We start from the raw sequence: 12,834 nt of genomic DNA on the forward strand, positions 1-12,834 counted from the left end.
GTGGATTGCGGACATGGCCGATTATCTACCGGGGCATCATGCGGGTAAGTACCGGAAGCAAACCAAAAGCTTGACGAGTTCCGCCGAAAAACCGTCGTGTGATAGAAATCCGCTGGAAGGCGCTCTGGGCATGTGGTCCATGTCTCCATATTTGCGCTCGCATCACATGGGGAATTCAATGAAAATACGCATGCGTTTTATACAAAACGAGCAATGGCGTCAGCAAAAAGGGTTCGATAAAAAAAGACGCCTTAGACGACTACGAGTAATTTTTGGTGTCAGTTTTGGTGTCAAAAAGAAAAAGGCCAGAGGCTCAACACCTCTGACCAGCGCTTTTGATGGTGGGCGATACAAGATTCGAACTTGTGACCCCATCCGTGTGAAGGATATGCTCTACCCCTGAGCCAATCGCCCGTCGCCTTTCGGCAAAAGAGATACTATCATAGCCGCGCGTGGTTTACCAAGAACTTTTTGCCCTCGATTTTAAATTCGTGGGCGCAAACCGCGCCACCGCAATCAGGGCAGCCGACAAACCACTAGATAAACAGCCCTCTATCGCTTAATCCACGAAGTCTCAGGTCGGCAGATAAGTCGCGCGTTGTTGTAGGCCATGTCGAGCGTGAGGCAGGTGCGCGCGGCGTAGAAACCGTCCTCGCGTTGGATGGTCAGCGCCAGCTCGGGCTTGTCGCCGGTCAGGCACAGCGGTAGGAGTAGCTGGATCCGGCCGCCGTAGAACTGCGGCACCGCGAGCGTATAGTTGGCTGCGGCGCGGCGGGCGGCCTCGACGACGGCTCCCTCAAAGGCACGGCGCAGCAGCAGCGAGTTGCCCTCCCCCATCAGGCTGGCGGGAATGCGCGTAAGGTTTTCCTCGTCGCCCAGAATGTGGTCGATGTTGGAGCGGATGGGAAGGCGGTAGTCAAAGACCAGCTCGGAGGGGTCCTCGGCAAAGCGCACGCGGCACGGCAGGTACTCAAATGAGACCAGCATGGGGTCGCTCTCCTTAAAGAAGCCCTTCAAAAACCAGTGCTGGCGCGCGTCGGGCTTGGTGTTGGGCTCAAACAGGCCGTAGATGGTCTCGTAGCGGCGCGTGTACAGGCCGGTGTTGAATAGGCAACGGTCGTCGTCGAACACCAGCGGTAAGTTGGACGGGGTGGTCTGGTCCACGTCACGCTCGGTCAAGAACACCGCGCGGCTAAATGAGAACGACAGGTAGTTTTTGAGGATGCGGTTGCCGGGACCCCAGTCCTCGGGGTCGGCGAGGTCGACCAGGCGGTCGTAGCAGGGCTCGGGGCAAAACGCGAAGTCGTACACATTGCTGCACAGGGTGCTTGGGATCTCCATGTGGCGTCCATTCCATTTCATAGTTAGAGTTTGGATGCTTAGATTTTATACGTGCGACGCACCGTCGAGACACACAACGCAATTGCGGCGCAGCTCGTCGGCGAGTTCTGCTCGCGTGCGGTTTCCGGAAACAAGGTCCTGGATCCAGGCGTAGTGCTGGTTGTCTTTGGGTTCCGGGCTATCGGAAAGTACGATTGGAGCACTAGCGGCGTAACAGGAAGGTCCCGCCCGTCAACATCGGCAATCATGAGTTGACAAGCGTAATCATGGCTCAATTGCGGTTTAGCAATAGAATGTCAGGGAATCATCACCAAAGGTTTCGCGCCACTTGTCACAAATGTATCGATGGTTCATGGTGATTAGTTTTGAAAGATCCCTGAGATCCTTAGCCGGAATCTTGCTCTCGTTGTTCGCAAGTGTGCATCCGCCATTTTTAGTGAGCCAAAACTTAGTCGAGTTAGCAGCCGCCCTCTTTACCCCTACATGGATGTGAACGGGTTCTCCGTTTACCGCGATCCAAAAGAACAGAACATACTGTCCAAAAACAAGAATTCGAGGCATTATGCCACCGCCGGTCCAGCTTTTTGCCGTTCTGCAAGCTCGAAGATAAACGGAGCGTTTGATCTAACGAACTCGGTCAAAAAATCCAGATCGTCAGTAGAAAATCCTTCGACGTTAAACCATTTGACCGCAGGTAGAAAGCATTCTGCATGGTCAAAACCAAAATCAACCGGGCGCTCGACGGCTACGCGAACGGTCCCATCGTCTCGTGTTTCTGAGTAGGCAAACTGAGTGCCGTCATCTAGCTGAACATAGCTCCAAAGCATTGCTGCCTCCTTAGTGTTTATATCCAAGTATAAACAGCCGCTTAGATGCAACGTGATGCGAATTGAATTATTCCCATAAGACCTGAACTGCTGATTATTTGATTTGTTGAGTTTTGAGCTATCTCACACTTCAGTGTCTTTTTGGCATGAAAAACTGTCATTGTGCGATGGTCGGGCTTTATGTCAAGGATCGTACTCAGATTCAAGTGCTTGCCTGCTACTCAGATTCAAGCGCCCGCATGCTTAACTACTTGCAGGCGCTTGAATCCTATAGATTACCCAAATGCTGCTCAACAGCCTCCATGCCAACCTCCGCATATTTTAGGAGGCCTTGTATATCGTTGTAGTTCTTGGGCAATCGATCTTTTTCAATACCAGTAATTTTGGCAAATAATTCGATTGTCAGATCGAGTGCGAAGTCGATTAGTTTTTGAATTTCGCCGTAAGTTAAAGGAAGTCGCCTAACAAGCTCATCATATTTCAGTGCTTCCATGTCGCTATGGGCGAAAACCTTATTTCGCTGATCGCGAAGCATGTCAGTTAGTTTACGGAGACTGTTGAGTCGTTTTTTCCATAAATTGGAAAGGTCATGAGTGGTTATACACACAGTAACCATCCTGTAATGGTTTCCGAACAGTTTTTCATATGAGCGTTGAGACTCAACTTCCTTGGGGTAAAAACGCTCCTCGTCCTCTGCCAATGGGTGAACGATTGGATTAAGCCTGTCAAAGTTTGGTCGATCACCGAATATAGAGATTGCAAGTGCGTCGATTTCAGCAGAATGAGACTTGACGTCTTCTATCAAGTTCCTAATACTGACTTCGCTTTTGGCATCAAATAACCGTGCGCAATTCATGAAACATGATTCGTTTATTGCAAGTTGTGTAAAGCTGAAGAAGCAGCCAGCGCAAATTACTTCATTCTCATAGTCAGAAGATGCTTTAGACAGTTCGCGAAGGATTGCTAGTTCCGTATTGGCATAAAATGCCTCGTTGTACAGATAGCTGCAACGCTCGAACAGCTCAAGAAGGCCGGCGTCTAATTCTTTCTTGGCAGCGTCAACTGTATGGTCCAATTCGTGGTTCATGTTAGAAAAATCCTGAGCAATTGTCGTAATAAACTATTCTACTAATGTGTCGTTAAGAATATAGCCTTCTACATAGCCTATCGAAATGGGTGCTTTAGCAGCGATATGCGGCGACCAGGAGCATTGTTCCCAGCACGAACAGCAATGTGGACACGGCTATCCAATGGCTGTCGCCGGTCTTTGGGAGTGCCGCAGTTGTTGCGGTGGCAGCCTTGGGTTTGGGGACTTTGGCGACCGTGGTCTTGGTTACTGTCGTTGTTGTCTTGGTTGTCGCGGCCGCGGGCTTCGGCGCGGGATTTGCCGTGGGTCCCGTAGTGGGCTCTCCAGCAGCGGGGTTAGCATCACCGGGAGACTTGTCCGTGCTATCGTCAGGCACGTCGCCCCCGTCAGTCTCCCCCGCCGGCGCCGTGGCGTCCTCGGGTTCAACCACCACATGCGGTGCCACCGCACCGGCAGCATCCACCACGCCACTAGCAACAAAGGCCCCGCCAGCAGGCTTCACAAACCGTGCGGACACAAGCGACCCGCCCGTGCATGCAACGCCGCCGTCGGCACCGGTCGCATCGAGCCACGAGGCATCGACAGAAAGCCGACAACCGGCCGCGCCATCGCCAAGGGCCGCATCCTGCAGATACACGCCGTAGGCGCGCACGTCCGCTCCGGACCCGGCGCCCGCGGCAACGACGCGTCCGCCGCCGCGCACGGCCATGTCGCCTGCGATCACGCCGGCGACCGCCTCGTCCGTAATATCGGCGCCGTCTGCCCGGGCATCGACGGTGCAGCCGTCCACCACGAGCGCCTGCGAGACGTGGATCCCGCACTGCGAGCCCATCGCCGTCAGGGTCCCGGTGCCGCGAAGCGTCAGGTTGCCCCACACCTCCATGCCGCACAGCGTGATGTCCGCATCGGGCGCATGCGACTCCGTCACGGAGTTTTGCCCGGCAAGCGTCAGCACCAGGTCGCCCTCGGCGCCGATGGCCTCGCCCGCGTAGCCGTTGAGCTCCAGGTGGTCGGCATCGGTCCAGGCCCAGCCGGGGCCCGACGCGCCCGGCTCGTAGTACGTCGCGCCCGCGATGATGAGGCTCTCCGCGCCCGCGGCATAGGAAGGCCCGCCCAGCAAAACGCATAGGCAGGCCATGGCAACAATCGCAATGTAATGACGGCTGGTGTAGGACTCGGCAGCAAACATACCCGCTCCGATCTTCGCAGGAGCCAATAGAATGTGCACCAGAAAATGCCCTGGTAGCAGCAGCTATTAGTTTAGCGAGATCGAACGAGTGGCAAACGAATTACCTGTAAACGAACCCGGAAATTAGGCGTAAATCGTTTTGCCAGTCGGTGAAAGGAAACTTTTGATATGTTGAACAAGCGCATGGCATAGGCAAGGCGTTGAGCAACTAGGCTTAATCACATATCGATATCAGAATCAGTTGATGCGCGCTGCGCCCTTTCACTCAACATTTCGATTGCCTGCTTGATGTCATTACGAATCCATTTGGTCCTCAGTCCGCCCATGCGAGATTTGGACCCCACTTTGACAAGTTGAGCGTCAATCTTATTTAACCATTCAACGGCTTCATTTTGGCTATGCTTGTCTCCATATCTCTTCATGCTGGTATGAAAAAATGAATGCAGGGAATTTTGTGAGTCGGCGGCTCCTTCATAGATTGCTGTTGCCACAGTTTCAGCTGGTACATCCAGTATTCTATTCTGGTGCTCGGATTTGATGACTTCTTCAAAAAACGCTGAGATTGTTTTACCTGTGTTCTGCTCAACTATAGAAAACTCAAGACTAATGCGATTTAAATCTCGCTCCCTTTCATCTTGTTCAACCTCAGTTATAAGTTTGTCCATTATGAGATTGGCATCTGTGCCATAAAAATCATTCATATTATCTCGTTCTTGTCTCAAAGCGGCAGCGTCGCACTTGGGGTCGTGATTGGCGGCGCGCCGAAGCGAATCGAGAAGCTTCTCGCGAAAAGATTCATCCCAGAATCCAAGATTGATTAGATCTAGCGTAAACCCAATGAACTTATAGAACCAACCTTGAGAATACTGTCCCTTAGCAAGCATGTCTTTAAACTGGTTCGCCAGCAATTCAACCTGACTGTCTTCCAAGCAGCGCAAAGTGCCCCAATGATATTCCATATCTTGGGCCTCGACGTCTGCAGCGGAATTGGGATTTTTCACCCGTACAAATTTGTCGAAAGAACTCTTAACAGTTTCTGGGTCTACATCCTTCCCATCAGTTAAAGGGGCAAGGGCGTTTGATAAAGTTTGATAGTAATCGTATTCCTGGAGTTCAGAATCGTCGAAAATGCTCATTGAGCTGTTTGCGTCCTTTGGCTCCTTAGGAACTATTCCTGCTGATGCCTGAACTGCATATCCAACAAAATCTGAGAATGACTCCACTCTTCCACGAAAATCGATAGATTCATCTAAAAGAATCGGCGTGCTTAATACGTAGTTAATAGACGGGATTGATCTCAATAGAGCTCTTGCATTGACAAAGGAACCCTTAAGTCCGTCAATAACTGCATCTTTGACTTTAAAGCCAATCTGTTCGGGAATGCGCAGCCTGTCCTCTACCATGACTCGGTAAAGTACCTGTAGGTCTGGCTCATACTCGATTTGGCTAATAACCGCCTTTTCTACAGAACAGTCATCCTCAAAAGACAGCGGCTGATTCTAACGAGCATCACATGCCAGCCATGGTTTTCGACCATATTGTTAACGAACCCAAGAAATGAACAGTCATCATGAGCGAAGCTGCTGCGTTCGCAATCGTCAAATATCACGAGAACATTTTTGGCTCTTCGGGGGTTTGTGTGGGTTAGCCGCCCGGTAAAAGTGCCCGCCTAGCAGCGGCGGCGCGCCTCGCGTATCGTTGTTTTCCGACCAAAGAAAAAATGAACGCGCGAAGGAGCGCCGCCATGCTGAACAGTCTACTCAAAAGGGCGCTCGGGCTCGAGCGCACCGTAATCGAGGGAGCGAGAATCGAGGGCGATTCCATAATCGTCTCCGTGAGGCCCAGGAGGGCCGCGCCGAGGTGCCCGGTGTGCGGGCGGCGCTGCGCCGCCTACGACAGGCTCGGGCCCAGGCGCTGGAGGGCGCCCGACCTCGGCGCCGCCCGCTGCTATCTGGAGCACGCCCCCGTCAGGGCCAGCTGCCCTGAGCACGGCGTGCGCACCGCGCCCGTCCCCTGGGCGAGGTGCGCCTCGAGCAGGTTCGCCTCGGCCTTCGAGGACTGGGTCGCGTGGCTCGCGCTGCACATGTGCCGCAGCGCCCTTGCCGAGCTGGCGCGCGTCGACTGGCACACCGTCGGGGGCACCTGCGCGCGCGTCGAGGCGTCGCTGGAGGAGGCCGACGGGCGCGGCAGGCTCGACGGGCTTCGCCGGATCGGCGTCGACGAGACGAGCTACAAGAAGGGCCAGAGGTACATGACCGTCGTGGTGGACCACGACCGCGGGAGGGTCGTGTGGGCCTGCAGGGGCCACGGGAAGGACAGGCTCAACGAGTTCCTCGACCTGCTGACGGATGAGCAGAGGGAGGCGATCGAGGTGGTCACGGCCGACGGGGCGCGCTGGATAGCCGACGCCGTGGCCGAGCGGCTGCCGCGCGCCGAGCTCGCGGTCGACCCGTTCCACGCGGTCTCCTGGGCGACCGAGGCCCTCGACGCCCTCAGGCGCGAGGTGTGGAACGGCCTGCGCTCGGCGCCGCGGCCGAGGCGGCGGGGCGGGCGCCCGAGGGCCGGGGAGGCCGCGCCGCCCGACCCCGCCGCGGCGGTGAAGGGGCTGAGGTTCCCGCTGCTCAAGAACCCCGAGGACCTCACCGGCCGCCAGGCGTCGGCGCTCGAGGGGCTCAGGCGCACCGGCTCGGCGCTGTGGCGGGCCTACCTGCTCAAGGAGGGCCTGCGGGCGGTCTTCCGGGCGGGGCCGGGCGAGGCCGCCGACGAGCTGGACGGCTGGCTCGCGTGGGCATGCCGCAGCCGGATACCCCGCTTCGTGGAGCTGTCCCGCAAGGTCCGCAGGAAGCGCCGGGGCATACTCAGGTCGATAGAGCTCGGCGTCTCCAACGCGAGGGTCGAGGCGGTGAACAACAAGATCAAGGTGGCCATCAGGCAGGGCTACGGCTTCCGCAACATCGACAACCTGATCGCCCTCGTGATGCTCAGGTGCTCGGACCTGAAGCCGGCCCTGCCGGGGCGCGAGGCGTAGGGGCTACCCACACGAACTCACGAAGGCTCCTATTTCCCCTATGAAAGCTTTAAATCTTTTGGAACCCTCAACTCGCTCACTAAGAAAAAGTACGCAATCGGTGGGGCCTGTTTTGTGAGATGGGGATTCTACTTGTTCTCCGACCAGTGCATGCTGACATACAGGAGAGGCCACCACGATCGTGCTTGCTGCTTCTTCGATTTGATTTCGAACGCTATGGTCACCATTGACGATTACGATGCTGCATGTGCCGATTTACTCCAGCAATTAGTCGACCGTCAACTGATAAGTACATGCGAAGAAACGGGCGCCCTCGCCCCAACCCTCCGGTCGATTTATCTGAAGGCCGTTTGGGATAAAGGGGCGATTGCGCTTGGGAGATGCGGGGACGGTGATTTAGCGCTTATTGACGGTCTCGTCTCAGACAAAATGCTGTCGTACTGTGGCAAACTGTTCGCACCCGATGAGGCTGCATATCTCGACTACATGTTTAACGATGCCTCTTTTCCCAACTCACAAGGTCTCAGGAACAGATACGACCATGCTCATACACCGATTGCCGACCCTGGTGCGGCGAGCATTCGAACCGATTACTACCGCATGTTGACCTTGCTCGTCGCGATTACGCTCAAGATAAACGATGAGTTGTCGTCATCAACGGGCCGAGGGTACCTCGAGAACTTCGTAGACTGGCCATATTACGACGAAAGCGTCCTCGGACTATTTAAAACTTATTGCAAAGAGGCGTGAAACAGCCTGTGTTGATGAGTTTGAATAGCGCCGATGACGACAGAGCCAAACCGGCATGGTTATGATTGGAAGCCTCACCCGCATCCCCGTGGTGAACTCCCGTTAGACATCTCGATAGCCCTTGTGACGACCTCGAACGAGCAATCCGACGACCTGTCTGGAGGGGCGGCGCCATCGCTGCCGCAGCGGCGGCAGGAGGCTCACCTCCCTCACCGGCACCGTCCTGGAGCACTGCCGCTCGCCACCTGGGTCTCCTTCATCAGGCTCATGCGCTACCACGTCCCCGTCGAGTGCGCGGCCGAGCTGTGCGGCGACACCCACAAGACGGCCTTCGAGTGGCGGCACCGCGTGCTTGCCACAGTATCCGGCTACCAGGACCGGATCGTGTTGCGCAACACCGTCTGGGTTGACGAGATCTACGTCAACGACACCGGCCTCTCCAAGGGCTACGGGCAGGCCGGGAAGCGCGGCCTGCCCCGCTAGAAGTTGTGCATCTGCGTCGCCATCGACATCCACAAGAACCCCGTCGCGGTCGTCTGCGGCCACGGAAGCCCAGTTCGGCGTGCGTGAGGAAGGCCATGGGCGGCAGGATAGAGCCCGGGCCGCTGCCCATTCACGACCTCGAGCAGGCCCATGGCGCGCTGGTCAGGGAGGGCGGGCTCGAGAGCGAGGCGCACAGGGCCGATGTGAACGACCCGGTCTACCTGGAGCGGATGGAGATGGTGAACGACCTGTGCTCCTGGCTCAAGCGCTATCTTTGGCGCTTCACAGGGATGTTGCCCAGGAACCTGCAGGCCTACCTCGACTGGTATGCCTACCTCTTCCAGACCAATCAGTCACGCTATAGATGGGACCCGACTGCAAGGGTGGTGCGCCATATCCTGATGGCCGACTCGACTTACCGCAGCTTGGGGTAGGTACGGCATCACCCGTTATCTAAACTGTTAGGTTTTTGAATAGATCACTTCTTGACATCGCTTAACGGAACATCTCCATGCTCCTCGATGTACCTCTTGCCAGCCGCGACGGCATCTCCTGCCCTCTTTTCGCACTCCTCCTTGGCTTTTCTAAGCTCGGAGCCTTCTTTCGTCCCGTCGCGAAGTTTCTCGAAGAATCCGGCAAGCGGCATGTCGCCTTCTATTTCGTATTCGACCTTAGATTCGAGTGAGTCGTCCACGAGTTTCTCCAAAAATTCCTGTGTCAGGTCAGCTACCTTCTTTGGCTCGCCGTCGACCCTCAGCTCGCCTCTCGCATCTACAGAAATTATTGTCATCTGTGGGTCATCCCTTCATAAATACCACTTCTGCGTTTGACCGCGTCTGTTCCGCCATCAATCAAACGCGCAACACCTTCTACAAGATCGCGCTTGCCATGAGCGCCCACGAATGACCGATTTTCATAGACCACGTGGTTCGGCTCGTCAACTCGCTTGTCATTCGCCGCCAAGATGATTTCATTCGCATCGGCATTGACAACAAGCAGAGGTTCGTGCGTTGCCACAAAAATCTGATGCACTTTCCTCAGCTCCCTCAGCTTGTCGCCAAGCGTTCGAAGCAAGAACTCCTTCTCCATGTTCGATTCGGGCTGATCGTAGAGAAGAATTGTATTACTTCCCTCGTTCTGAATCGTACGGTCCAGGAAATAAGCGACATAAATCTTACTGAGCATCCCAGCAGAAAACTCCTCGATAGGGCGGTATTTCCCTTTTTCGTCCTTAAGCTCGATTGAGTATGTCGCTGCCTCATCAAGGGGGAATGACATGGAAAGACCGTCTTTTACGCCCGATTGGAAAAAGACTTCAAGCATGGACCCCACAGACTTTTTTGATGTCAAGTCTATCGGATACGAAAACGATGACGATTTGGCCTTGGCCTTACCCTTGCTTGCTCTAGTGCATACGTTATCCTGGAAAAGCCCTTTAATACGAGCCTCGTCACCAATCCCCAAGTCTATTTTTCAATGCTCAATCGGGCGACCTCGCTCTTGCTGGTAAGCTTGACAGAGCCTTCGACTTCCGCGCTTGTAAGGACTGGAATAGCCAAGTCAAGCTCAGATCTCTTGGCAGACAGAAGCTCCGTCGCGAGCTCGGAGAGTTTATCGGTCAGAACCTGCTTCTTCTGATTGAGTTGATGATATTGGCCACTAACCTTCGCGTTATAAGCCTGGACGGCTTCGAAGATGAGTTTAGATTTATCCTTATTAAACTGTTTGGAAAAACGCTTGGACTCCAGGTCAAGCTTCTTAATTGCAAGCGCAGTCAGAAATTCAGCACGCAATCGGGCAATACGCCTCTTAAGCCCCTCGGAAAGACCGTTTTTATCGGCAATTGAGATAAGCCCGTCAAAATGTCTCTTAGCCTCCTCGAATCCATCTGCGCACGCCGCAATTCTCTCATCGAACTCAATAATAGCGGAGCCGGCATTTGGGTTTTGGATATAGGCTATAGTATCGACACCCTGTACCTGGTTCGCAGCAATGAAGCGTGCCGCGCTTTTCGCCTGCGCCAAAGCGCCGGATGCGGCAGTTCTAGATTCATCCGCTTTAGCCCTGCCTCTCAGATAACGGTTCATATCTGTCGTAAAGCGAACAATGAGATCTGTAAACCCCTGCGAATTGATTTCAAGACCCATATCCTTGACGAGCTCGCCCTTTTCACTGCTATAAGCCTTGATGACCTTATTGTAAAGGTTCTCTCCCTCAATTACTTCGAAGCCGTCCGCAACATCAATTTCCTTACCATCGGGCCCATAAAGGTGCACCTGTGAAAGGTCATAAAGGCCGTTGTAGTCTCCAATGTTAGAGACTCCACCAATAAGATGCTTGCCCTTCAGCTTCATATTTAGAATATCAAGCAGCAGAGTCTTGCCGCTACCCGATGGTCCAATCACACAATTGAGCCCCTGGGAACAATTAATATCCGACCGTTGCATGCCGTTGCCCTCGTCGATCACTATACGCGCCACATAGGAGACTCTCTTAACGATATCCTCCCCGCGTACCATACGACTATCACCAGCAAGCACAGAATAGAATAGATCATCGAAAGTGGCACCCGCCCACATATAGGTTGGCGATAAAACGCTATCAAAATGTTGCCTGTCAACGGACGAAATGTCAGCTGCAGCATCGAACCAAGCACTCGTCTCTTCGGAAAGAAATTCCTTAATTTGTTGCTGAAGAGAAAGTTTGTGGAATGACCTGTTGTCCTCAACGGCGACAGGGAAATATCTGTTCATGCTTAGCAGCTCTTGCGCCATCTGAGGATTCCCGGCAAGCCCGCGGTCGTCTTGTTTTAGCCCATGAACGCAAATAACCGCACGCCGATCAGAGAGAACCTCACAGAACTGATCAATCTTAAGCGCGAATCTTCCATTGGCGACGAAGGCTTCCTTCAAAGCCTTCGTGAAAACCAACAGGTTGGAACAGGGGTCGACCACTACGACAACGTGGAGGACGCGCGTTTCATCATCCCAGTTGACAAGGTTTATCTCGATTCCAGGAAGCAGCTCAATCGAATCAAGCGAGGCCATCTTGCGCATAAGCAGATAAGACGCGACATCGAGGTTGTTCGAATTCGTCTGGGCAAGAAGCTGAAAATCCTCTGCCTTTGCTGACCGTAGTTCCTTAAAACCCTTAATAAGGTCGAATTGGGATTGATCCCCAATCGGACGGTTTATGGTTAAATCGGCGGATCTACCGCCGAAATGGTTGTGAATTGATAGCTTAGTATATTCCTCCAATATGTCGTCCTTTCGTCCCAACCTCGCAGCATTTACACTCGAATCTGTATCTACTCGTATTGCAATGCTAAATGACTAAGAATCTTGGCCTCACTAGAACAGTAGTCTATCAAGCAAAACCGTAGTTGCATTTTTCGAACACCTATCAACTCATACTTTTTTGCAAAATCCCACTTAAACCCAAGCAGTAAAGTCGGCGTTTACCGTATTCCGCCCCAATGCCCATAAACAACAAAATAGATTAATAACCGAGGCGAAACCCCATACAATCAGAGTAAGCGATAAGCCCAGACCCCAGTATTATGAATATGACTCGATGTGAAACGGTTTAGCTTCATTGGGTGTTCTACGATACAGATCCACAAGCCGTATTCAATCAGGCCTGCACCGCGATATATTTCGCCTCGCCAGAAGAAATCGAAACACCGATGCTCAACATTAGATAGGGACTAGACGCAGAGACGGATGGATCGTGGGTTAATAAGCTGAGCAAGTTGCTATGTTCTTCAACTGTTAAGAAATATGGCTTAAACCAATCGAGGTCGTATCGGCGTTTACCGATACGACCTCTTTCTTGAAATTACGACTTGTGGACAAAATTACGACTTGTGGACAAAAGCTGAAGTCGCAGTGGAAACCCCTCTCCCCTAGTCCCGCTTAAACAGATCCCTCGTGTACACCTTGTCCGCCACGTCCGCAAGCTCATCGTTCCAGCGGTTGGCGACAATCACGTCGCAGCCGGCCTTGAAGGCCTCCAGGTCGTGGGTCACCTCGGAGCCGAAGAACTCCGGCGTGTCCAGCGTGGGCTCGTATACAACCACGGGCACGCCCTTGGCCTTCACGCGCTTCATGACGCCCTGGATGGAGCTCGC

The 12,834-nt window shown here is 53.8% G+C and carries 13 protein-coding genes, 1 tRNA gene and 1 pseudogene; 4 read left to right on the top strand and 11 right to left on the bottom strand.

The annotated features are described in order from the left end of the window. Positions 1–339: 339 nt before the first annotated feature. From DWZ22_RS04675 to DWZ22_RS04705, 7 genes are all read right to left on the bottom strand, one after another. Positions 340–414 (bottom strand) — tRNA-Val (locus tag DWZ22_RS04675). Positions 415–552: 138 nt separating this feature from the next. Then, positions 553–1,341, bottom strand: a complete 789-nt coding sequence (locus DWZ22_RS04680; RefSeq protein ID WP_158573295.1) for a DUF3825 domain-containing protein — start codon at positions 1,339–1,341, stop codon at positions 553–555. Positions 1,342–1,623: 282 nt separating this feature from the next. After that, on the bottom strand, positions 1,624–1,902 hold the full coding sequence (locus tag DWZ22_RS10655; RefSeq protein WP_118405558.1) for a DUF4160 domain-containing protein: 279 nt from the start codon (positions 1,900–1,902) through the stop codon (positions 1,624–1,626). Next, a complete protein-coding gene (locus DWZ22_RS04690) occupies positions 1,902–2,168 on the bottom strand; it encodes a hypothetical protein (protein ID WP_117762964.1) in 267 nt (88 codons plus the stop codon). The genes DWZ22_RS10655 and DWZ22_RS04690 overlap by 1 nt, the downstream gene beginning before the upstream one ends. A 268-nt stretch (positions 2,169–2,436) precedes the next feature. After that, positions 2,437–3,255, bottom strand: coding sequence for a hypothetical protein (locus DWZ22_RS04695; RefSeq protein WP_118405559.1), 819 nt, complete (start codon positions 3,253–3,255; stop codon positions 2,437–2,439). Positions 3,256–3,349: 94 nt separating this feature from the next. Then, on the bottom strand, positions 3,350–4,444 hold the full coding sequence (locus DWZ22_RS04700) for a hypothetical protein (RefSeq protein ID WP_118405560.1): 1,095 nt from the start codon (positions 4,442–4,444) through the stop codon (positions 3,350–3,352). A 218-nt stretch (positions 4,445–4,662) separates the two neighbouring features. Beyond that, complete coding sequence (locus tag DWZ22_RS04705) at positions 4,663–5,847, bottom strand: hypothetical protein (protein WP_147352261.1); 1,185 nt, start codon at positions 5,845–5,847, stop codon at positions 4,663–4,665. A gap of 341 nt (positions 5,848–6,188) precedes the next feature. On the opposite strand from DWZ22_RS04705, the gene DWZ22_RS04710 reads away from it, so the two are divergent. The 4 genes from DWZ22_RS04710 to DWZ22_RS04725 all read left to right on the top strand — a co-directional run bounded on the left by DWZ22_RS04710 (position 6,189) and on the right by DWZ22_RS04725 (position 9,139). Further along, complete coding sequence (locus DWZ22_RS04710; protein ID WP_118405562.1) at positions 6,189–7,472, top strand: ISL3 family transposase; 1,284 nt, start codon at positions 6,189–6,191, stop codon at positions 7,470–7,472. 216 nt (positions 7,473–7,688) lie between these two features. Beyond that, a complete protein-coding gene (locus DWZ22_RS04715; RefSeq protein WP_147352262.1) occupies positions 7,689–8,222 on the top strand; it encodes a hypothetical protein in 534 nt (177 codons plus the stop codon). Between the two features lie 123 nt (positions 8,223–8,345). Next, positions 8,346–8,705 carry a hypothetical protein gene (locus tag DWZ22_RS10130; RefSeq protein ID WP_147352263.1) on the top strand — a complete coding sequence of 120 codons (360 nt, stop codon included), beginning with the start codon at positions 8,346–8,348 and terminating at the stop codon, positions 8,703–8,705. Positions 8,706–8,800: 95 nt separating this feature from the next. Beyond that, positions 8,801–9,139, top strand: coding sequence for a hypothetical protein (locus DWZ22_RS04725; protein WP_118405565.1), 339 nt, complete (start codon positions 8,801–8,803; stop codon positions 9,137–9,139). Between the two features lie 44 nt (positions 9,140–9,183). Here DWZ22_RS04725 and DWZ22_RS04730 read toward each other — a convergent pair whose 3' ends face one another. The 4 genes and pseudogenes from DWZ22_RS04730 to DWZ22_RS10435 all read right to left on the bottom strand — a co-directional run. Further along, entirely contained in the window at positions 9,184–9,495 is a 312-nt protein-coding gene (locus tag DWZ22_RS04730) for a hypothetical protein (RefSeq protein WP_118405566.1), read from the bottom strand. Further along, positions 9,492–10,028, bottom strand: a complete 537-nt coding sequence (locus tag DWZ22_RS04735) for an AAA family ATPase (protein ID WP_147352264.1) — start codon at positions 10,026–10,028, stop codon at positions 9,492–9,494. The genes DWZ22_RS04730 and DWZ22_RS04735 overlap by 4 nt, the downstream gene beginning before the upstream one ends. 143 nt (positions 10,029–10,171) lie before the next feature. Further along, the gene (locus tag DWZ22_RS04740) at positions 10,172–11,962 is read right to left on the bottom strand and encodes an ATP-binding protein (protein WP_118405568.1); all 1,791 of its coding nucleotides are present in this window, start codon (positions 11,960–11,962) and stop codon (positions 10,172–10,174) included. Between the two features lie 647 nt (positions 11,963–12,609). Continuing rightward, positions 12,610–12,834: pseudogene (locus DWZ22_RS10435) on the bottom strand (UDP-glucose 6-dehydrogenase); the annotation flags it as partial.

It is taken from the genome of Collinsella sp. AF31-11, from assembly GCF_003475605.1.
Taxonomy (GTDB): Bacteria; Actinomycetota; Coriobacteriia; order Coriobacteriales; family Coriobacteriaceae; genus Collinsella.

What these genes read in the sequence shown, in the direction of transcription:
- DWZ22_RS04735 (WP_147352264.1), bottom strand. Translation starts at nt 10,028, where the DNA reads ATGCTTGAAGTCTTTTTCCAATCGGGCGTAAAAGACGGTCTTTCCATG.
- DWZ22_RS04690 (WP_117762964.1), bottom strand. Translation starts at nt 2,168, where the DNA reads ATGCTTTGGAGCTATGTTCAGCTAGATGACGGCACTCAGTTTGCCTAC.
- DWZ22_RS04695 (WP_118405559.1), bottom strand. Translation starts at nt 3,255, where the DNA reads ATGAACCACGAATTGGACCATACAGTTGACGCTGCCAAGAAAGAATTA.
- DWZ22_RS04700 (WP_118405560.1), bottom strand. Translation starts at nt 4,444, where the DNA reads ATGTTTGCTGCCGAGTCCTACACCAGCCGTCATTACATTGCGATTGTT.
- DWZ22_RS04705 (WP_147352261.1), bottom strand. Translation starts at nt 5,847, where the DNA reads ATGGTAGAGGACAGGCTGCGCATTCCCGAACAGATTGGCTTTAAAGTC.
- DWZ22_RS10655 (WP_118405558.1), bottom strand. Translation starts at nt 1,902, where the DNA reads ATGCCTCGAATTCTTGTTTTTGGACAGTATGTTCTGTTCTTTTGGATC.
- DWZ22_RS04680 (WP_158573295.1), bottom strand. Translation starts at nt 1,341, where the DNA reads ATGGAGATCCCAAGCACCCTGTGCAGCAATGTGTACGACTTCGCGTTT.
- DWZ22_RS04715 (WP_147352262.1), top strand. Translation starts at nt 7,689, where the DNA reads ATGGTCACCATTGACGATTACGATGCTGCATGTGCCGATTTACTCCAG.
- DWZ22_RS04730 (WP_118405566.1), bottom strand. Translation starts at nt 9,495, where the DNA reads ATGACAATAATTTCTGTAGATGCGAGAGGCGAGCTGAGGGTCGACGGC.
- DWZ22_RS04710 (WP_118405562.1), top strand. Translation starts at nt 6,189, where the DNA reads ATGCTGAACAGTCTACTCAAAAGGGCGCTCGGGCTCGAGCGCACCGTA.
- DWZ22_RS04725 (WP_118405565.1), top strand. Translation starts at nt 8,801, where the DNA reads ATGGGCGGCAGGATAGAGCCCGGGCCGCTGCCCATTCACGACCTCGAG.